This window comes from Mucilaginibacter pallidiroseus, from assembly GCF_007846085.1.
Classification (GTDB): domain Bacteria; phylum Bacteroidota; class Bacteroidia; order Sphingobacteriales; family Sphingobacteriaceae; genus Mucilaginibacter; species Mucilaginibacter pallidiroseus.
In genome coordinates this window covers 144,526-165,555 of record NZ_VOEJ01000005.1, presented here as the reverse complement: position 1 = coordinate 165,555, position 21,030 = coordinate 144,526, and the positions used below count along the sequence as shown (strand labels likewise).

Genomic DNA, 21,030 nt, shown 5'->3' with positions numbered 1-21,030 from the left:
ATAAAAATCCGTTTTGCGTCTATTTAAATCCGTTTCGCGTTGATTAACGAATAGCAAAGTACTCATATTTGCATTATTATTTTTAATTAGTCTAAATAATGATAAAATGTGTTTACTCAGTTACTATTTACTTACTTATTATTTCAACCACCCTATTAGCACAAAAAACTACAAGTAGTTTGCAAGGTCGTGTTTTGACGATCGATGGCAAAGGCGCAGCAGGCGTAACCGTTTCAATACCAGGCACTAATTACGGCGCAAGTACTGATGCTAACGGAAGGTATATTATCAATATAAAACCGGGCAGCTACACTTTGCAATTTAAGGCAATGGGTATGACCACAAATCAGCAACAGGTAACTATTGCTGCGGGGAAAGTTACGCAACTGGCCGACGTCACCTTGGAAGTCAGTTCCATTCAGCTTAAAGATGTGGTGGTTACAGGCCAGTATGCGCCGCAATCCCTAAAAAACTCAGTATACCTGGTACGTACAATTACTGCCGAGCAGATAAAGATGCGCAACCCGGCTAAAGTTCAGGATGTGCTTACCGACCAATTAGGTTTCCGTTTTAGCAACGACCTTACTTTGGGTACCACGGATATTACATTGATGGGCATATCCGGGCAGCGGGTTAAGATATTGCTTGATGGCGTGCCATTGCTTGATCGCGGCGATACCCGTGAGAGCCTTAACCAGGTGGATGTTAACAGCATTGACCATATTGAAATTGTAGAGGGGCCAATGTCTGTTAGTTATGGTACTGATGCCCTTGGCGGCGTAATTAACCTTATTACAAAAAAGGGTTCAGGCGGCGAAAGCCTGCGGCTGGTTGCCCGCGTGCAGGAGGAAACTGCCGGCAAGGAATACCAGCCATTCAACGGAAGCGGTACCCACCTGGAGAATGTTGGCATTAACTGGGAGCATAAGGGCTGGCAGTCAGCAGGAAACTTTACCCGCAACTTTTTTGATGGTGCCCGCCTTGGCTGGATGCCCAAGGAGCAATACCTTGGTGATGCCGTGCTGGGCTATCTTACAAACAGCCTGCACGTATGGTACAGGGTTGACGGTACCGACGAAACGCTTTACAAAGAGGGTACACCAACTGCCGAAAATACCCGTACCGATGTGCGCTATTTAACCACCCGCTGGATGCACCAGCTACAGGCCGAGTGGCAGGTAAACGATAGGCTGAGTATCAACGGTGCAGCGTCATACACCGATTACAGCCGCCGCACCCAAACCACAAATACAAACCTTGCCACCGGAGATGTGCGGCTAACACTCGGTACGGGCGAGCAGGATAAAGCAATTTTTGATACAAAGTTTTTCCGTAGCACGGCACAGTACAAACTGAGCGAAAAGGTTTCCTTACAGCCTGGTATTGAGGTTAGCCTGACAGGTAGCAGCGGCGCGCGTATATCAGGCAAGCCTACCATAAATGATTATGCTTTTTTCCTGTCATCAGAGATAGTGCTTGGCCCGGTTAGCCTGAGGCCCGGAGCCAGATTTAATAAAAACTCTGTTTATGATGCCCCTCCTATAATCCCGTCGTTGAATACAAAAGTCAAATTATCCGACGATGTCGATCTAAGGCTTTCGTACGCGCGTGGTTTCCGCTCACCGGCATTGCGTGAGTTATATTTCAATTTTTTTGATGCCAGTCATTCTATCCGTGGTAACGAGAACTTAAAAGCCGAATACTCCAATAGCTTTAACGGCTCGTTGGCGTGGCGGGTGATGAACAGCGGGCCTTTAACTATCCGTTCGTCGATAGGTGGATTTTATAACCAATTTAAAAACCTCATCACAACAGGGTATGATGCTGCTGATCCTTCGGTAATGACTTATATCAACGTGGATAAATCCAAAACCACCGGCGGTACGTTCGAGAACACGCTCAACTATAAAAACCTTACAGCCAAGCTTGGCTTCTCCTACACAGGTATTTACAACCGCATGCAGCAGGAGGATAGCACATTGCCCGGCTTTACCTGGTATCCGGAAGTGAATAGCAATATCATGTACCACTTTACCGGCATCAAAACCGATGTGAGCTTATTCTATAAATATAACGGCAAACTGCCTGTTTACGAGTTATCGGCCGTAAATGGCGTTACCACCATACGCCGTGCCGAACGTGCCGCCTTTTCCACTGCGGATTTAACCATCAACAAAGTCATCAACAAATCATTTACCGTGGCGGGCGGCGTACGCAACCTGTTTAACGTAACTACGGTGAATAATACCTCAACTGATGTTGGCGGTGCACACAGCACAGGCGGCCCGGTGCCGCTGGGTTACGGTCGCTCATACTTCCTGGGTATAACCTATCAGTTCAGTAAATATTAATACATCACAATAAATCACAATAACAATACATTCATGAAAAAACTACTCTACTTATTCTTAAGCGTTACCATTTTGGCTGCAGCCTGTAAAAAGAGCGACCCTGCACTACCCGATAACACCCTAAACTTTACGGCAGCCAGCCAGGGTATTGCATCGGCAGATGCTTCCATCGACATTACATTAAACCTTGGCCGCGCTACAGATGTTGCAGTACCGGTTGTTGTTAACTTAACCGGCGCAGGCGTGGCCTATGGTACCGAATTTACTACGACGCCTGCTGCAACAAATAACCAGTTGAATTTAACCGTACCTGCGGGGGCTAGCTCGGTGACCTTTAAGCTGACAAAAAAAGAGGGCGTGTTTTTAAACGGCACCGAGTCTGTTACATTTGATGTAGCCTCTGCAGGTTCGCCAGTTGTTGTTGGCAGCACCAAAACACTAAAGCTAAGCTTTTCTTCAATCGTATCTACGGGTTCTGCATTAACGTTAGAGGGTGGAACCGGCGGTTCGGCAGCGGTTAACTCGGTTTATGTAGATCTTAGTGCCAACGCGCAATCATCAGTACTGCGTACCAGCTGGGATTTAGGCTTTTATAATGGCGATGATTTCCGTGTTATTCTAAATAACACTGCCGTTGCATCGACCGTTATGGTTGATAAAACGGATATCAATGCCGTTACAGCAAATGATGTTACCCTTGCCAACCTGGAGCTTGGTTTTGGCAAAGGATCGTTCAGCACTTTTGATGATGTAAACGGCGATTTAACAAAAACAGCTATTGCCGGTGTGTCTGCAACGGATGCAAACAACAAAGTTTATGTAATTAACCGTGTTGGTGGTTCGGGAAGCACTGCCGCCGCCGCTGATCTGATAAAGATACGTGTACTGCGTGCAACAAACGGCTACACCCTACAATATGCCAAGCTCAACGAAACTACATTTAAAACCCTCACGGTTACTAAAAATACAGCTCGCAATTTCAACTACATCAATTTTGACAGCGGTGCCGCCGTTGCCGTTGAGCCGGCTAAAGACCGTTGGGACATTGTATGGACATACAGCATTTACTACACCGGCACAACCCCATACGCTTTTTCTGACCTGGTATTTACCAACTACCTTAACAATACGCAGGTGGCTGAAGTGCTTACCAGCTCGGTTACTTACGCTGCCTACGGCGAAGCCAATATTGCCACTACAAACTTTGCGGCGGGCCGTAATACAATCGGATCAAACTGGCGCGCAACAACCGGCACAGTTGGTGTAAAAACAGATCGTTTTTATGTTGTAAAAGATGCGGCAGGCAATGTATATAAGCTGAAGTTTGTAAGCTTTACCACACAGGACGGTGGTGTTAGGGGCTATCCAAAAATTGAATACGCATTGGTTAAAAAAGCCTAAAGCTTAAACAAACAAAGGCTATCAAATTGCCATGATTATGAAACGGCATATCAGCCCTGAAATTGGTTTATTAGTTAATTGGTTGTAACGAACAAACCCTGAAAGGCTGCCCCTGAAAAGGCAGCCTTATTATTGAGTGGGTGTTGAGCCTTTATATATGGTTGTTACGCACAAACCTTGCAGTTTCGGTAACATATACCTTGGTGATGTATTTGGCGTTCAGCGCTTTGGATAGCAAATAAACACCTGTTCCAAAGAGTATTGCAGTGCTTAGTAACAAAAATGCGCTTAACATCTGAATAGGATATAATTCGTTATAGCCAAACATCAGCAGGAGTAAAATGAAGGTGCACGTATATGCTTTTAAAGCAGCGGGCAGCTTGCTAATTATTTGCCTGTAACTTGCCCAGGTTTCAGCAACAGGCTTGGGGGCGATGGTATCACTTTTTTTATAAGGCACTAAGTGAATGCCTATAAATAGTATACAGCCGGCCAGCAATACAATTACGATGATAGCTGAAAGCCAATCTTGCGATAAAACAACCGAATTGAACGTAAGCGCGCTGAAAATAAACAATATATAAACACAGCAAACAGCTATGTCGCAATACAGCAAGCGATAGTCAAGCTTTTGGTTTTGCAAACGTAACCATGTTTGAATCTTCCTAAATAAAAACGCCTGCCCACCCTGTTGTTCCAAAATGGTTATGGGGCAAACGTTTGACCGGCCTATATCCTCAATTTCCTGGTGGTGTTTAACGTATGCTTCGTTAGCCTTAATTTTGCTATTCATAGTAAACGTTTAACTATTATTGCTGCTCATTGCGCTGTTGAGTGCCACAATTGCTGCGGCGTAATGCTCCCGGGCTACAAGGAATTGAATATTTACCTTACGCATGGCCAAGCCTGCGCTCATGATATTGATATCTACCGATGCCAATGCGGCTGCGCTTTTGGCCAATAAACCGGGCCTGTCCATATTTGAGCCCAACAAGCATACCATCGCCGCAGGTGCCACCGTGACCTGTTCAAAAGCCGCAGACAGGTCTGCAATGAGTTTTCTAGAATAATCTTTTTCCCAAATAACAGTTGATATGCTGTTGGCGCTGGTGGTTTTAAACGTGTAGCTTATTCCGTATTTAGCTAATATTTGCATAATCAGTAAATCGCTGCCCACGTTGCCAACCATATTGGGGTCGTAAACATCAACTATCAAAAGCTTGTCGGTACCGGTAATTATCTCTACACGCTTGTGTTCGCTAACATAGTCGCGGGTAATAAGCGTACCGGGGTGCGATGGCTCAAACGTATTTTTTATACGCAGGTCAATCTTGCCAATTTCAAGCGGCTTTGATGCTTTTGGATGTATGGCTTCCATACCTACATCAGCCAACTGGTCGGCTATATCATAATTGGTAAAACCAACCGGAAGGCAGTTATCGATGCCGACCATTGCCGGGTCGGCGGTAGAGAGGTGGTATTCTTTATGGATTATGGCCTCGTGCGGTTTCAGGATCTGGGCAATTTTGCTGAAGGTAACTTCGGAGTAGCCCCTGTCAAACTCGCGCATAATACCCTCAGTGCCTTTCGCATAGCCCGTAACTATGCAAATGCTATCGCTAAGGTTGATGTGTTTAAATGCGCTTTTAATACGTTGGTCTATCGTAAAGGAGTTATGATCGTCGAACCCGCTCAGGTCGATTAACTGTGTGTTAATGCCTCTGTTTTGCAGTATCTGCGTGAGCGTATATGCCGAATGTGTTTCGCCAATAGATGCCAGGATCTCCCGTGCGGCCTGCAATATGCCTTCCTTGCTTACATAGCCTGATGACAGGATGTTTGCTAGGTTGCTCAAGTATTTTTGTGCTTTGTAAATCCGTTTTTCTAAAAAGATGTTAGCTAACTCCACATTCAGGCCAAGCGGCTGGTACCTGTTATTAATGGTTTTAAGGCTGGCAACTAATTTTTTGAGCGGGCGGTTAAAATCCTGGTATTTTTTAAAGGCGTGGTAAACGCCGGGTTTACCATTCTTCTTATTTTCGAGCAGCATATCAGTAACGCCCGAAAAGGCCGATACTACAAAAACACGGTTGTATCGCGGTGTGTTACCATCGCTGCCAAACAATATTATATTATCAATTACCTGTTGTAAGGCGGTCATGGAAGTACCGCCAATTTTTTCGATAGTTAGTGTGTTCTGATCCGTATCAGGATCGTCTTTTATAGTTCTGTTCATTGTATAAATATTAAAAGCTGGCGAGGCGTTAAGCCGCGGCAATTGCCGGTAACCTAAACCAGAAGCGGCTGCCGCTGCCCAATTCGCTTTCAACGCCAATGGTACCGCCCTGGGCACTTATAAAATCCTTCGAGATAGCAAGCCCAAGGCCCGATCCCGATTTATTTTGCCCGTCGGTAGGTACCTGAAAATAGCGATCAAACAAGCGCTTCTGGTAACTTTCGTCAATACCTTTGCCAAAATCCTTCACCGAGAACTCCACCCAGGCACCTGCTTGTTTTACGTCTATCAAAATTTTTGACCGCTCGGCGCTATAGCGTAAAGCGTTGGACAGAAAATTCACCATTACCCAAGCCGTTTTCTCGATATCAACCTGCACCTGCGGTAATTTGTCCGCAGCATGTGCATCAATACTCACCTGCTTATGTTCGGCCTGCAATTTAATGGATTCAACCGCATAATCTATAATATTTACCGGGTTGGATGGTACAAAGTTGAGCTGGATGTTGCCCGTTTCTACCTGCGATAGTTCCAGCAGTTCGCTGGTTATCTTCAATAAGCGTTCGTTATCGTCTTTAATATGTTCTATTAGTTGCGCTTGCTCTTTATTCATTTCGCCAACGCGGTTATCATTCAAAAGCTTAAGGCTCATCTTGATAGACGCGATAGGTGTTTTCAACTCATGCGATATCGTGGCAATAAAGTTAGTTTTCGCTTCGTCGCGCTCTTTAAATTCGGTTATGTTGCGTAAAATGTAAACCTTACCGGCAGATTTACTTGCTATTCTCAACCCATCGTTGGTATCGCCAATATTTGGCACCTGTATATCTGTAGTCTGTAACTGGAAGTGCGCTTCCTGCCCATCAATCACTATTTTAAATGGTTTTACGGTGTTACCAACAGCTAAAATGGCGCGCAGCAGATCGTTGCTTTTGGCAAGTAACCCGGTGTTTTTGCCAGTGATTTCTTTATCATTTAAACTGAGTGTTTTGCGGGCTGCATTGTTGATAAACAGCACTTCGTCATTTTGATTCACGCCAATAATGGCGTCCTGCATTTGTTCAATTATGGTTTCGATACGGCGCTTATCAGATACAACGGTGGCCAGGTTGCTATTCTCCCAGTCGTTTAATTTAACGGCCATGGCGTTGAAGGCTGCAGCTACCTCGGCAAACTCATCGTTTTGTGTAAAATTGAGCCGTTTGCCATAGTTTTTTTGGCCTATTTCGCGGATACCTTCTACAAGTGAACGCAGTGGATTGGCGATATATTCGGGAAAGTTGACGCTGAAGCTAAACAATACCAAAAAAGTAAAGCTGCCGGCCAGTCCCAAAAATAGGGTAGCCCGGCTTACTGCAGCCTGAGCAATATCGTTTTTCCTGACGATCGATCTCATATTTACACGCTCAATCTCACTAAGTGACATACGCAATTGTCGCAGGGTTTCGGCATTTGCAGTTCCGGCGCCGTTAAGCTTAACAAAGTTTTGCTGTAGTGCCTGGGTAAACTTCAGTTCGCCCGGCTCGGTAACATTCCGTTGCTGTTTGGCCAGATAGTAATTGAATTTTTTTGTTGCTGCGGCATTTAATGGCAATTGGTTGTTATCCAGTATGGAGCGCATTTCCCGGGCAAAGCTCAGCGACTCATAATTGTCCTGCAGAATAACCTTTGAGTTTTCAGAGATATCGCGGATGTAAAATAACGCTGCAACCCCAAAAAGCAGCACAATTACAAATAAAAAGCCGAATCCCAGCCTGAGTTTAGTTCTTACTTTCATGATAATATGACCAGATCTGTTTCTGTTTTGGCTATTTTGTTAAGTAACTCATTAAAGATAGCCGTTCGGAGTATTACCTGCCACAAATTTAAGTGCGGCTTGCCAATGCAAATGGTGGTAACATCTTTTTCTTCGGCAACTTTCATAATGGTTTGTGTTATGGCGTCACTTTTAAGTTTAATCAGTTCGGCGCCTAATTCGGTGGCTAACTTAAAGTTATTTATAAGGTGGCGTTGCTTATCAAGTTTTATCCTGTCCAAACTTTCGCTACTGCTTTGTACGTAAAGCACTATCCACGGCGACCGGTAGTAAGAGGCAAGCCTTGCTGTTTTGCGAATCACTATTTTGGCCGTTTCGGCATTAGATGATATGCAGGCCAGGAATTTCTCGGGCCGCAATTTGATTTGCTTGGGTACCTCAATATCTATTTTACGCTCTACATGGTGAGCCACTTCTTTAAGTGCCAGTTCGCGCAATTGCAGGATCTTATCGCTCCTGAAAAAGTTTTGCAATGAGCGTTCAATCTTGGCCTGTTCGTATATTTTGCCATCTTTTAATCGCGCAACCAACTCGTCGGCCGTAAGGTCAATATTTACCACCTCGTCGGCAAGGTCAAGTATACGGTCGGGGATACGTTCGGTAATTGTAATGCCGGTTATCTGCTCAACATCTTGATTGAGGCTCTCGAGGTGTTGGATGTTTACCGCGGTGATAACACTTATGCCAGCTTCCAAAATATCCATTACATCCTGCCAGCGTTTGCTGTTTTTGCTGCCTTCAATATTGGTGTGGGCAAGCTCATCAACAATCACCACTTCGGGGTGGCGGTTAAGGATGGTTTGCAGGTCCATCTCATCAAGTTCCTTACCTTTATAAAAGGTTTTGCGGCGGTCAATTATCGGCAGGCCCCCAAGGAGTGCATGGGTTTCGGCCCGGTTATGTGTTTCGATGTACCCTATTTGTATATCAATATTGTTTTTAAGCAGAGCATGTGCCTCCTGCAACATACGGTAGCTTTTGCCCACACCAGCGCTCATGCCAATGTATATCTTGAGCTTTCCCCTGCGCGACTGCTTTACCAGTTGCAGAAAATTGTTTGCCGTTTGGTTTGTTTCGGGAGGCATATGCTTATTTAAAATGATATGGCAAAACTTGCCGTTAAAAGCGAGTTGTTGCTTACCGGGTTGCCGTTGCGGGTAAATATATCATCTTTGCTGCTATATGTTTTACCCTCAAGCCTTATAACGGCGTTGCTAACCGGCGCATAATCAATGTTTAAGGAATAGCCTGTTGTTTTAAAACCGTTGGGGGTTCCTGTTGCTATGATCATACCGTTTTTATCCTGGTAATATTCCACGCGACCGGCAACTGCCCATTTAGGAGCCACTTGGTAACGGGCTATAGCAACCGGCGAAATAATGTGGTTGTATTCGCTGCTGTTTTTAGCCTGCTGCTGTGTGCCGTAATCAAAACCTACCGTTAAGCCTAAAGCTTTTGTTAGCTGGAAAATACCGTAAAAGTTGTTATAAAAACGGCGTACACCAACAGAATCTGCACCTTCAATACCCAGGTAATTGCTATAGTTTAAAGTAACTGCCGATGTTGGTTTCCATACTATCTGGGCGCCACCTGCGGGTTTGCTGTTGCCATCTAACCGGTTTATGCGCTGCCAGCCGTTTAAGTATAAGCCGTCTAAGGTTAGTTTACCATCATTAGTAATATAGGTGATTTTTGCACCTGCCTCATAATACGGGGTGTTCTCTGAAGCTATGTTACGTGTTAACACCCAGCAATCTTTTGATATGGCGCTTTCAAAGCCTATGTGCGATGAAAAGATACCCGCATCAACCCAAAGGTTTGCCGTTTTTGAAAGTTTAAAGCCTGCGTTAGCCTCAAAGATGTTTTTAAGTACACCGGGCTCGGCAGCAAGGTTTGCATTTGCGTAGGTGCCAGCCATTAAAGCTACGTTGGCGCGCACACTTCCGTTATCATAAGCTGCTTTTACAAACCCCAGGTTGAGGTTTACCTCGTTATGGCGATTGTGTGAGTATACAAAGCCCGGGCGATTGTTGTTAGCGGGCTTATTAAAGTCGAAACCGTAATAAATTTCGGCGTAGCCGCTAATGTTAAGGTTGCTGGTTTTGGTAGAGTCCTGTGCCTTTACAGACAGGGATGTAAGTATAAGTGCAATATAAAATAGTACTTTTTTCATTTTTTGTTAGTGTATATATAATTCATTCATTGTCATCTGCAAACGAAGGATCTATTGCTGTACATGTGTCAACTTGCAAGTTGTGCAATAGATGCTTCTTTCCTCAGCATGACAAGATTGCTTTTTGTGATCGTGAGCAAGATCTATAAGCAGGTTGTTCTGTTCAATAATAGATGCTACACCGCGTTCAGCATGACAAGGTTGTTTCGTTATTTTGTCGTTCTGAGCGAGAGCGAAGGATCTATCAGCTTTGTGTGTCGCCACTTAGGCTGATAAATGCTTCGCGTCTCAGCATGAAAATGTTTTATTTCTTTAATTCGTCTAAAGCTACATTCAGTTTTAACACGTTCACCTTGGCCGGGCCAAATAAGCCTAATAGCGGCGCTTCGGTGTTTTTGGCAACCAACTGGCTAACCTGGTCAACACTTAGCGAGCGATTTTTGGCAACACGCTCAATTTGTATTTTAGCAGCTGCAGGAGAAATGTCGGGGTCCAAACCACTGCCCGATGCGGTAACCATTTCGGCAGGGATATCGCTGCGTTTTAGGTAAGGGTGATATTTAAGCAAAGTATCTATACGGTCGCTCACCTGTTTAAGGTAATCGGGGTTGCTTGGGCCTTTGTTGCTACCGGCAGAGCCGGCTGCGTTGTAATCAACCGCCGAAGGGCGGCCCCAAAAGTATTGGGGCTTATCAAACTTCTGGCCCTCGTTGGCACAACCAACCACTTTGCCGTTAAGCGTAACAGTTTCGCCGTTACCCTGTCCTTTAGACAATTTGCCCGCCATAGATATAAGCACAGGATATATTACGCATAGCAGCACGGTAAGTACCAATGTGATGCGTATTGATTTGATGATATTTGAATTTTTCATGATCTTAATTAATTAGAAGAACAGGGAAATAAGTAAATCGATAAGTTTTATACCGATAAACGGTGCAATAACGCCACCTAAGCCGTATATCAGCAAGTTGCGGCGCAATAATGCACTTGCACCAATTGGTTTGTATTCAACACCTTTAAGCGCCAATGGTATAAGCATAGGTATGATAATAGCATTAAATATGACTGCTGAAAGGATAGCACTCTCCGGGCTGTGCAGGCGCATAATGTTAATAGCCTGTAACGCCGGTATAGATGCAATAAATAGTGCAGGAACAATGGCAAAGTATTTGGCCACATCATTAGCTATTGAGAATGTGGTAAGCGTACCGCGTGTTATAAGCAACTGCTTGCCAATTTCAACCACCTCTATCAATTTGGTAGGGTCGTTGTCAAGGTCAACCATGTTGCCGGCTTCTTTCGCGGCTTGTGTACCGCTGTTCATGGCCACACCCACATCTGCCTGGGCAAGGGCAGGGGCATCATTCGTACCATCGCCCATCATGGCTACCAGCCTGCCGCTTTGTTGCTCGGCTTTAATGTAGTTCATTTTATCCTCAGGCTTGGCCTCGGCAATAAAATCGTCCACACCGGCTTTTTGCGCTATAAATTTGGCAGTAAGCGGGTTATCCCCGGTTACCATCACGGTTTTAATACCCATTTTGCGCAGGCGCTCAAAACGTTCGGCAATGCCCGGCTTAATAATATCCTGAAGTTCGATGGTGCCTAAAATCTGTTCGTTTTGTGCAACTACCAGTGGTGTGCCACCGTTTGATGCAATGGCTTTTACACGCTCTTCAACATCGGCAGAGAAATTATTACCTGCGTTTAATGTAAGTTTACGCATTGCATCAAAAGCGCCTTTGCGTATTCTCAACCCATCAGGGGTGTTGATACCGCTCGAGCGGGTTTCGGCAGTAAAGTTTATAAACTCGGCACCTTGCGGGGCAACCATCGATATGCACATATTGCTTTGTTGAGCCAGCTCGATAATTGATTTACCCTCAGGGGTTTCATCAGCTAATGAAGATAGGACAGCAGCCTTTACAAGATTTTCCGGTAATATGCCGGGCGCAGGCCAAAACTGGGTTGCCTTACGGTTACCAATAGTAATGGTGCCGGTTTTATCTAAAAGTAATACGTCGATATCACCTGCTGTTTCAACCGCTTTACCAGATTTGGTGATCACATTGGCACGCAATGCCCTGTCCATCCCGGCAATACCGATGGCCGATAAAAGGCCACCGATAGTGGTTGGGATTAAACAAACGAATAAAGAAATTAAAGCTGCAATGGTAATAGGCGTGTTGGCGTAATCTGCAAATGGTTTCAGCGTAACGCAAACAATGATAAATATCAGCGTGAAGCTGGCCAGCAATATAGTAAGGGCAATTTCATTTGGTGTTTTTTGCCTTGAGGCACCTTCAACCAATGCAATCATCTTATCCAGGAAGCTTTCGCCGGGTTCTGTGGTAACCACAACCTTTATCTTGTCAGACAATACCTTCGTACCACCTGTAACGGATGATTTATCGCCACCCGCTTCTCGGATAACCGGGGCAGACTCACCCGTAATTGCCGATTCATCTATGGTTGCAAGGCCTTCAGTAATTTCGCCGTCGGTAGGGATGGTGTCGCCTGCTTCGCAAACAAACATATCGCCTTTACGCAGCTCGTTTGACGATTTTTGTACTATACTGCCATCTTTAAGCAATACGTTTGCAGGTGTTTCTTCACGTGTTTTGCGCAGGCTGTCGGCTTGTGCTTTACCACGTGCTTCGGCAATAGCTTCGGCAAAATTGGCAAACAGCAGGGTTAGCAACAATACAATGAAGATGATAAGGTTATATGCGAATGAACCCTGGCCGCTGTGTGTAAAGCTATATACGCACATGTATAGCATGATTACTGTGCCTATTTCAACAGTAAACATTACCGGGTTGCGCATCATTATGCGCGGGTCAAGTTTTATGAACGATTCCTTAAGTGCGGTTTGCACAAGGGCAGGTTCGAACAATTTATTTGATTTGGTTGTCATGATTTAGATTACTTAGGCATTGAAAAGAACTCTGCAATAGGGCCTAGGGCCAGGGCAGGGAAGTATGATAATGCATTTAAAACAAGTATTACAGCGAAGGTCATGAGGCCGAAGGTTACGGTATCTGTTTTAAGCGTACCTGCAGATTCGGGGATGAATTTCTTTTTGGCCAGCAAGCCAGCAATAGCTACCGGGCCAATAATTGGCAGGAAGCGACCAAGTATCATCAAAATACCTGCTGATACGTTCCAGAAAATATTGTTATCGCCCAGACCCTCGAAACCCGAACCGTTGTTTGCGTTTGACGAAGTCATTTCATACAACATTTCGCTAAAGCCATGAAAACTTGGGTTGTTTAACCACGCAGATGGTTTCACCGCCCAGTCGGCATTGCCATGGTTGGTAAATAAGTAGGCTGCTACTGCAGTGCCCACCATAATTAAAAACGGACTAAGCAATGTTATTAAAGCTGCAATTTTAACTTCGCGTGCTTCAACCTTGTGTCCCATAAATTCGGGCGTACGGCCAACCATAAGGCCGGATATAAATACTGCTATGATTAGATAAATGAAATAGTTAAGTACACCAACACCGCAACCGCCAAAAAAGCCGTTAATCATCATTCCCAGCAATTGCCATAAACCGGTTAGGGGCATGGTACTGTCATGCATACCGTTTACCGAGCCAGTTGAAACGATAGTGGTGAATGTACTCCAGAAAGCAGTGGCTGTTGGGCCAAGCCTTACTTCCTTACCTTCCATAGCGCCGGTTGGCTGTGCAATACCCATTTTAGCTATGGCCGAATTGCCGCCCGTTTCGCTGCTGATTGATGGTATGAGCAACATTAATGCGCCTATCATCATCACACCAAATATTACCCAGCCTAACTTTTTACGTTTAATAAAGTAGCCAAAGCACAATACCATAGCAATAGGAATGATCATTTGCGAAACGATCTCCACCATATTTGTTAGGTAGCTTGGGTTCTCTAACGGGTGTGCCGAGTTTGCGCCAAACCAACCACCACCATTTGTACCTAAGTGCTTAATAGCAATAAATTGAGCAGCTGGCCCGCGTGATACGTGCACGGTATCGCCCTGTAGAGAGATAAACTGGTCTTTACCTGCATAGCTTGAAGGGGTGCCGTTAAAAGTTAGTACCAGTGCAACAACAATTGATAATGGTAATAGCAAACGGGTGATCGATTTCAGGAAATAGTTCCAAAAGTTACCCAGGTCTGTAGTGGTTTTGTCGCGGAACGCTTTAAACACTGCTACAGCACAGGCAATACCCGTTGCGGCGCTCACAAATTGCAAAAACATAAATATAAAGTGCTGCACCAAGTATGATGCACCGCTTTCGCCGCTGTAGTGCTGCAGGTTACAGTTTACTACAAAACTTATAATACTATTAAAAGCAAGATCGGCCGTCATGCCCGGGTTGCCATCGGGATTTAAAGGCAGCTTGTCTTGATATAGTAACACAAAAAAGCCGTATACCAGCCATAAAAGGTTGATGGCCATCATGGCTTTCAAAAACTGTTTCCAGTCCATACCCTCGTTGGGGTTAATGCCAGACAGTTTGAAAATGCCATTTTCAAGCGGCTTCATAAAATCGGTCCATACACGCTCGCCTGCAAATATTTTTGCCAGGTATTTGCCGAGCGGTATGCCTATAATCAGCATCAGCACAAAGGATGCTGTAATGCCTAAAAGTTCGGTGTTCATTACGATGTCGGTTTAAAAGTTTTCGGGTTTAAGCAGTACATATACCATGTAAATGAAGACTGCTATTGAAATGATAAATAATGCGATCATGGCGAGTTAAATGTTTTCGAACCAGTTAATTGATTTGAAGATGAGCCACCAGCTGAGCAGGATGGCCAAAAAGAGCAGTATTGTTAGCATTTTATAATAATTTGAGAGCCCTATGCCAATGGGAATGCCAACGTGAATGCTTTAAGGTTTAAGTAATTGTAAAAGAGCTGTTTATTTAATTTAAGATGAGCTTGAAAGAGTTTTAAAAACAAAAAACCCTTCCATTATGGAAGGGTTGATTATCGTTTTGAAAGGGGGAGTAGGAAGTACGGCAAGTCGCCTCTCTACAATGTTAAAGTTATTGTTATTCTGATGGACGAGGAATCTATTCGCATACTTTGCAATCCGTCATCAGATGCTTCACTACGTTCAGCATGACAAGCTGAGGGTTTTAGGGGAAAGAATGCTATCAGTTAAGTGTTTGTAAATGCTTCGGCATCATAAGATAAATCTTACAAGCCGTATTCTTCAATCTTCCTATATAGCGTTGTTAAACCAATGCCGAGTAGCCGGGCGGTTTCTGTTTTGTTGCCGCGGGTATGCGTAAGTACTTTGCTGATGTGATGCTTTTCGATGCTTTGCAGATCAAGGGATGAAGATTCCGTAACCTGATTGTTGAAATGTGGCGGTAGGGTATCAGCTGTTAATTCGTCGGTTGCCAGTATCACCGAGCGTTCAATCAGGTTCTTCAGCTCGCGGATATTACCTTTCCAGTTATGCTGTTTTAAAAGCTTTAAATACTCATCGCTCATTTTTATACGTCGATTTTCATTGCCTGCAAAAAAGTTGAGATAATACCTTGCAAGCGGCTCAATATCTTCCCTTCGTTGGTTAAGTGCGGGTAGCGATATGGTGAATACCGAAAGGCGATAGTATAGATCGAGCCTGAATTTTCCTGCCTCGGCCTCCTGCTGAAGATCGCGATTGGTGGCCGCCATAATGCGGATGTTAACTTTAGTAGTTTGCGTATCGCCCAGTTTTATGAACGTTTTACTTTCGAGCACACGCAATAGCTTTGCCTGCAACTCCAGGTTCATTTCACCAATTTCATCTAAGAAGATGCTGCCGTGATGGGCCTCTTCAAACAAGCCTTTTTTATCGCGGTTAGCACCGCTAAAGGCTCCGGCCTTGTAACCAAATAATTCGCTTTCTAATAACTCGGCTGTAAAGGCGCTGCAGTTAATGGCTACAAATGGCATTTGGCGGCGCTCACTTTCATAATGTATGGCCGATGCAAATACTTCCTTACCTGTACCGGTTTCACCTAATAATAAAACCGTGGTATTGGTAGCGGCCACTCGCCGTGCAAGGCTTACGGCATCTGTTATGGCTTTCGAGTGGCCGACTATTTGAGCAAAGCTGAATTTGTCGGCAGCTTTTTTATCGGCATTAAAAGCAGCTTGTTGTAATCGAGCCTTGTCTACAGCCTGGTTTAACAGCGGGATTATTTTTTCATTATCATCGCCCTTAACAAGGTAATTGAAGGCCCCGTTCTTTATAGCCTTTACACCATCATTTATTGTACCATACGCAGTAAGGTTGATAACCTCAACATAGCTTTTTTTTGCTTTGATTGATGCAACCAGGTCGACACCGTTTACGTCGGGCAGTTTAACGTCGCTTAAAACAACCTGCACATCTTCGCGCTCCAGCAACTTCATGCCGTCCTTACCGTTGAATGCCTGTATAACATTAAACCCTTCGAGGCCAATAATGCGCGTAAGCAAATCGTTCAGCTTTTTTTCGTCGTCGATGATAAGTATTGTAGCCTGCATTTGCCGGTGTGTGCTAAATCAGCAACAAATTAACGAAAAGATATATGTATAAACGCCAACCTTGCCTTACGAAAAATTAGCCCTTAAAGACAAGTGCGGTGATCGAGTGCGCCTTAAAAGTATATTCTCTTAAGGGAAGGCTTAGTGCCTGCTCTTTCTCAGTTACCACGTTTTTTTTCGGTTGCTTTATATCATTAGCAGCTAATACACTTGCAGCGTTCAGTTCGTACGCTGTAGCACTGCGGTATTTGTTACTAATGCCAGCCAGGCTTGTTTTAGTATCAGCTTCGGCGTGGCGATTAACAACTAATATGATCAGACTGCCGTCTTTACTATTTATTGTTGCTGTTACATCAAGGGCAGCATGTTCTTTTGCATCCTTCATTTCAATTTGGGGTGTTTTAACAATTGCAGCAATGGCCGTGTCACCACTATGTTTACGATAAAATACCATTGGGTAAAATACCGTTTGCGCTATTGATGCAGTTTTACTTGTTAGGATTGGTGCCAACACATTTACCGTTTGCGCCCATGTGGCCATACCTACAACATCGGCATGGCGCAGCATAATGTTATAAAAGGTAGCAGTGCCCAGGGCGTGGTTCCAATTGTAAGCATTCTCCAAATGGTATGCGCCTTCTCCCTCGTGTTCCCATATGCCTAATTCGTCTAAAGATATCTTAACAGCCTGTTGCCTTGGCGGGAAGCGGTACCATTCGCTAAAGCCGGTCACCTTTCCAGGCGTAAGATCGGCAATTTGCTTTTTCATCTTGATGATCTGCGTTTCCAGGCCATCTACCAATCCAAACAATGAGGAGGGCACATCTCTCTTGGGCGTGCTTACATAGTAGTGGGTTGATATGTAATCGCAAACGGGATTCATATCCTTTAGCAGCTGTTCATTCCACGTATCATCGGCACCCGGCAAAATAAATTTGATGGACGGATCCTGTAGCTTCATCAGCTTAGCATAAAACCAGGCTTCCTTAGTAAACTCCTTAACATTTTGCAGCCTTCCCGCGTCCGGCTCAGCCGATTCTTCGTTGCCCAGACCCCAATACTTAACGTTAAACGGTTTATCATTGCCGTTTTTTCGGCGCATATTGGCATAATAGGTATCGCGCGTGCCGTTGCAATATTCAACCCAGTTAGCGGCTTCCTCGGCAGTGCCTGTGCCCATATTAACAGCAAGATATGGCGCTGCGTTTAAAGTGCGCGAGTAGTCAATAAATTCGTCGGTCCCAAAGTGGTTGTTGGTAACGCCGCCCCAAATCAAGTTGGGCCGTGCATGCCGGTCCTTTTTCGGGCCAACGCCGTCCGTCCAATGGTAGATTTTGGTAAAAGTGCCGCCTGGGAAGCGCAATACACTTGCCCGCAGTTGCTGCACCTTTTCCAAAACATCTTTCCGGTAACCCTTGGCATTTGAAAGGGTCGACCCTTCTTCATATACGCCGCCATCTATGGCCCGGCCCAAATGTTCAATAAACTGCCCGAATATTTCAGGAGCAATTGGTGCAATCACTTTGTTCACATCAACGTCTATGCTGGCTTCTAAAACTTTTGCTGAAGACACTTTGCCAATGCCAGCTAATACCCAATCAGGAATAGATAGTGCAATGCCGCTAATGCCCGTTAAATTTATAAATCGTCTGCGAGATAAAATAGATGCCATGTGGGTGAACAAAAAGTGAACTGGTAAAAATACTGAACAGATAACTTATATGGCAAACAATAAAAACATAGCGTAAAATCCGCTAAAAACGGATACATGTCGCGCTGTATATTGTTCATTTTGTTCATTGAATGGGTTTGACAACTTGTGAGAATATTTCGGGTACTTAGAGGTATCCAAGTTTATTGATATCCCGTATATGTATTGTATTGCTAAATAGTAATCCCTAAGATTTGCTGTTGATGGTAAAAAGCTGTCAGATAATACTTTAAAACTAAACCTATAAATCTTATATCATGACCACTATTTCTGCACACCACCTGGAATTACTCAAAGCCGAGGTACTTGTAAAAGCCGGGCTTTCCCGTATCAACCCCGGCGATTGCCGCGTTGTTTGTTTCGTGATCGAGCAGAAAACAAAACACCGAATAAGCGAAACCACTATTAAGCGCATGTACGGTTTTGCTTTTTCAAAGTACCAGCCATCAATGTTTACCCTGGATGCTATGGCTATATTTTGCGGTTACCAAGGTTGGCAGCATTGGCAGGAGAGGGAACAACCGGCTGCCACTAATGCAGGCGAAGTAACATGGAGGGGTTTAAAGAAGCAAGCAGACCGCATAACAGAATATACCTTGCAATCATTGCGAAACCGTAGCGGGATACCCTATCAGCATACCGTTGACAGGCAATTTATCAACCGGCATATGGACGAGTTTTTACAAAGTGACTCGGCCGGTACTATCATCGCAGCACCTGCCGGTTACGGCAAGACAATAGCAACTTGCCGATGGGTAGAACATCAGATTAAGAATCACGACGATAATATTTATTTATTTTTTAGCTGCACAGCACTAATTAGTACATATCTGAGCGGCCGAAATATGCATGACTGGTTGCAAGGATTACTAGGTTACGGGCAAGGCAAAGATGCAATAGCACTCAGTGATATAAATGATAGGAACAATGGTACTTTTTATCTGATTATTGACGGATTTGATGAGCACTGGTTTAAACCTGAGCATTTTAAGGTATTGATTGACCAGTTGATGGATGTGTTTTTCATCTACCGTGAAAGCAGCTTTTTTAAAATGATTGTTAGTATGCGCACGGCAACGTGGGAAAGTTACCGCCATGATTTGCTCACAGGTAGCAGCAACTGGTACACCGGGTTTAAAAACGGAGATAATTGCATCAATGTGCCGCTGCTAAACTCGTATGAAATTGGCACATTATCGAGTCATATCAATCCTGCCATGAAAGAGTCGGTAAGTATTGCCGTTGCAGATAGTTTTGGCCACCCGCTTTATTTTGAATTTTATTACAGGGAGCATAAAGAGGATTTTTCATTTAAACATATTGACCATACGTTAATGTTTGAAATAAGTGCGCTGTTTATACTCAACAAAGTGCAGCTTGGCAAATATGTTGATGAAAAGATAATGCTTACCCGTGAACTGGTTAACAAAATGGTACTTAGCGGAAGCGAGGAAGGCACCGACAAACAGGATTTATTACCCCTGATAAAGTTGCATGAGCCTGCCTACCGGCAGCTATTGGGTGTGGGATTTTTGCGCGAAATAAATGAAGTGGTTGGTTATGCAGCGCGTAATATGGTTAGGTTTGGCAACATACATTTTGCAAGCCACAGCATAGCACGCACATGGCTGTATGAAAATCAGGAAAGGTTTGATAATAATATCATAGCCCGCATCAATAACGAGTTGAATAGCCCGGAGCTGAAACTGCCGGTTGCGAAATGGTGCATTATACATGCCATACGCACAGGCCAGCAGGATAGCTTCAGCCGTATCCCATCCCTTGAACTGGACACGAATCAAAAGTTGGAGCTGGTTAACTTTTTGGGCGATTTATTGCGTAACGAATTTAAGCTGATAGATAAATCTGAAATGCTGGTGAATTATTTTAATCAGCCTTTTAGCAAGCAAATGTTTGAGTATTTCTTCGGCCTGGAGCTTATTAACGCCGAGTACCAAAATGCTTTAAATACATTGTTGCTTTTTAATCTTCCGCATCGCAAACGCATACTTGTTTACACAGCCCTGGGCATTATAGGCATTATGGGTCTTGATTTGGATGCGGTTGAAAACAGTATTGAAAAAATGCGTGCTATCCCCGCGGATGTATTCGCCGAATTTCCATTTAGTCCATTGTCGGCTTTAAGGGCTTTGCACAGCTATTTTAAATATGGAATTGTAAACCGTGAAGCACTTGTAGAATTAACCCGGCTTGCCGGCAGGCCTCATGAATATTACAACGAGCTTGAGCATAGCGCGTCTAATGATATGCTTTGCCTGTTGGCATGTTATACCGGCTACCTATTTAATAACCCACGTAAATTGATGCGTGTTGTTAAAAAAATAAATGGCAGTTATTGCAATGCCAATGGCCAGCGTAATGATGAAACCTACACTTTCTTTTCAAAAATATTACAAGCCGATGCTTATTTCAGGTTTGGGAATGCAGAAGAAGTAACCGCAATATATCAATGGCTCGAAGAAAAGTACGCTTACGAATTGCTTACACCATTTATGCGTATACTGCTGGCATGCATGAAAATTAAAATGCTGGTTATAAACGGGCACGAAAATCAGATAATGCCCGAATTTAGATATGTGGAAGCCATAACCATAGGCTCAGGAAGTAAATTATCAAAGCTTTATACCCTTGCATTATTGTTAAGGAACGAAGCTTTTATGCAAGGGCAGCCCGATATTAAAAAGCAGTTTCAATATGATATACGCAGAATAACCCGCGAACATGGTTTGCAACAAGAGATATTTTGGAGGGAGCCTGCCACGGCTTAATGAGTGATAACACAAAAGGCCCGCGCAAGCAGGCCTTTTGT

At 44.1% G+C, this 21,030-nt stretch carries 14 protein-coding genes; 3 read left to right on the top strand and 11 right to left on the bottom strand.

Features of this window, described 5'->3' with window-relative positions:
• Window positions 1-98 precede the first annotated feature (98 nt).
• Together FPZ43_RS11755 and FPZ43_RS11750 are read left to right on the top strand one after the other, a co-directional pair.
• Window positions 99-2,351: a TonB-dependent receptor gene (locus FPZ43_RS11755; RefSeq protein ID WP_146382118.1), complete on the top strand. Its 2,253-nt coding sequence runs from the start codon at window positions 99-101 to the stop codon at window positions 2,349-2,351.
• A 33-nt stretch (window positions 2,352-2,384) separates the two neighbouring features.
• The gene (locus tag FPZ43_RS11750) at window positions 2,385-3,752 is read left to right on the top strand and encodes an HmuY family protein (RefSeq protein WP_146382117.1); all 1,368 of its coding nucleotides are present in this window, start codon (window positions 2,385-2,387) and stop codon (window positions 3,750-3,752) included.
• 151 nt (window positions 3,753-3,903) lie between these two features.
• Here the strand turns inward: FPZ43_RS11750 and FPZ43_RS11745 are convergent, their stop codons facing one another.
• The 11 genes from FPZ43_RS11745 to FPZ43_RS11695 all read right to left on the bottom strand — a co-directional run bounded on the left by FPZ43_RS11745 (window position 3,904) and on the right by FPZ43_RS11695 (window position 18,161).
• Window positions 3,904-4,545: a hypothetical protein gene (locus FPZ43_RS11745; RefSeq protein WP_146382116.1), complete on the bottom strand. Its 642-nt coding sequence runs from the start codon at window positions 4,543-4,545 to the stop codon at window positions 3,904-3,906.
• Between the two features lie 9 nt (window positions 4,546-4,554).
• A complete protein-coding gene (locus FPZ43_RS11740) occupies window positions 4,555-5,988 on the bottom strand; it encodes an aspartate kinase (RefSeq protein WP_146382115.1) in 1,434 nt (477 codons plus the stop codon).
• A gap of 28 nt (window positions 5,989-6,016) precedes the next feature.
• Window positions 6,017-7,765 (bottom strand): sensor histidine kinase, encoded by a 1,749-nt coding sequence (locus FPZ43_RS11735; protein WP_146382114.1) that lies wholly within the window; start codon window positions 7,763-7,765, stop codon window positions 6,017-6,019.
• Window positions 7,762-8,889, bottom strand: coding sequence for a sensor protein KdpD (locus tag FPZ43_RS11730; protein WP_146382113.1), 1,128 nt, complete (start codon window positions 8,887-8,889; stop codon window positions 7,762-7,764). The genes FPZ43_RS11735 and FPZ43_RS11730 overlap by 4 nt, the downstream gene beginning before the upstream one ends.
• Before the next feature lie 8 nt (window positions 8,890-8,897).
• On the bottom strand, window positions 8,898-9,977 hold the full coding sequence (locus FPZ43_RS11725) for a porin (protein WP_146382112.1): 1,080 nt from the start codon (window positions 9,975-9,977) through the stop codon (window positions 8,898-8,900).
• A 304-nt stretch (window positions 9,978-10,281) separates the two neighbouring features.
• Entirely contained in the window at window positions 10,282-10,851 is a 570-nt protein-coding gene (locus FPZ43_RS11720; RefSeq protein ID WP_146382111.1) for a K(+)-transporting ATPase subunit C, read from the bottom strand.
• Between the two features lie 12 nt (window positions 10,852-10,863).
• On the bottom strand, window positions 10,864-12,897 hold the full coding sequence (kdpB, locus tag FPZ43_RS11715) for a potassium-transporting ATPase subunit KdpB (protein ID WP_146382110.1): 2,034 nt from the start codon (window positions 12,895-12,897) through the stop codon (window positions 10,864-10,866).
• An 8-nt stretch (window positions 12,898-12,905) separates the two neighbouring features.
• A complete protein-coding gene (gene kdpA / locus FPZ43_RS11710; RefSeq protein WP_146382109.1) occupies window positions 12,906-14,624 on the bottom strand; it encodes a potassium-transporting ATPase subunit KdpA in 1,719 nt (572 codons plus the stop codon).
• Between the two features lie 12 nt (window positions 14,625-14,636).
• A complete protein-coding gene (locus FPZ43_RS19740; protein ID WP_146382296.1) occupies window positions 14,637-14,714 on the bottom strand; it encodes a potassium-transporting ATPase subunit F in 78 nt (25 codons plus the stop codon).
• Between the two features lie 452 nt (window positions 14,715-15,166).
• Window positions 15,167-16,489: a sigma-54-dependent transcriptional regulator gene (locus FPZ43_RS11700; RefSeq protein ID WP_146382108.1), complete on the bottom strand. Its 1,323-nt coding sequence runs from the start codon at window positions 16,487-16,489 to the stop codon at window positions 15,167-15,169.
• Between the two features lie 76 nt (window positions 16,490-16,565).
• Complete coding sequence (locus FPZ43_RS11695; RefSeq protein WP_146382107.1) at window positions 16,566-18,161, bottom strand: alpha-L-arabinofuranosidase C-terminal domain-containing protein; 1,596 nt, start codon at window positions 18,159-18,161, stop codon at window positions 16,566-16,568.
• A gap of 296 nt (window positions 18,162-18,457) precedes the next feature.
• Between FPZ43_RS11695 and FPZ43_RS11690 the strand changes: the two genes are divergently transcribed.
• On the top strand, window positions 18,458-20,989 hold the full coding sequence (locus FPZ43_RS11690) for a hypothetical protein (RefSeq protein ID WP_146382106.1): 2,532 nt from the start codon (window positions 18,458-18,460) through the stop codon (window positions 20,987-20,989).
• Window positions 20,990-21,030 lie beyond the last annotated feature (41 nt).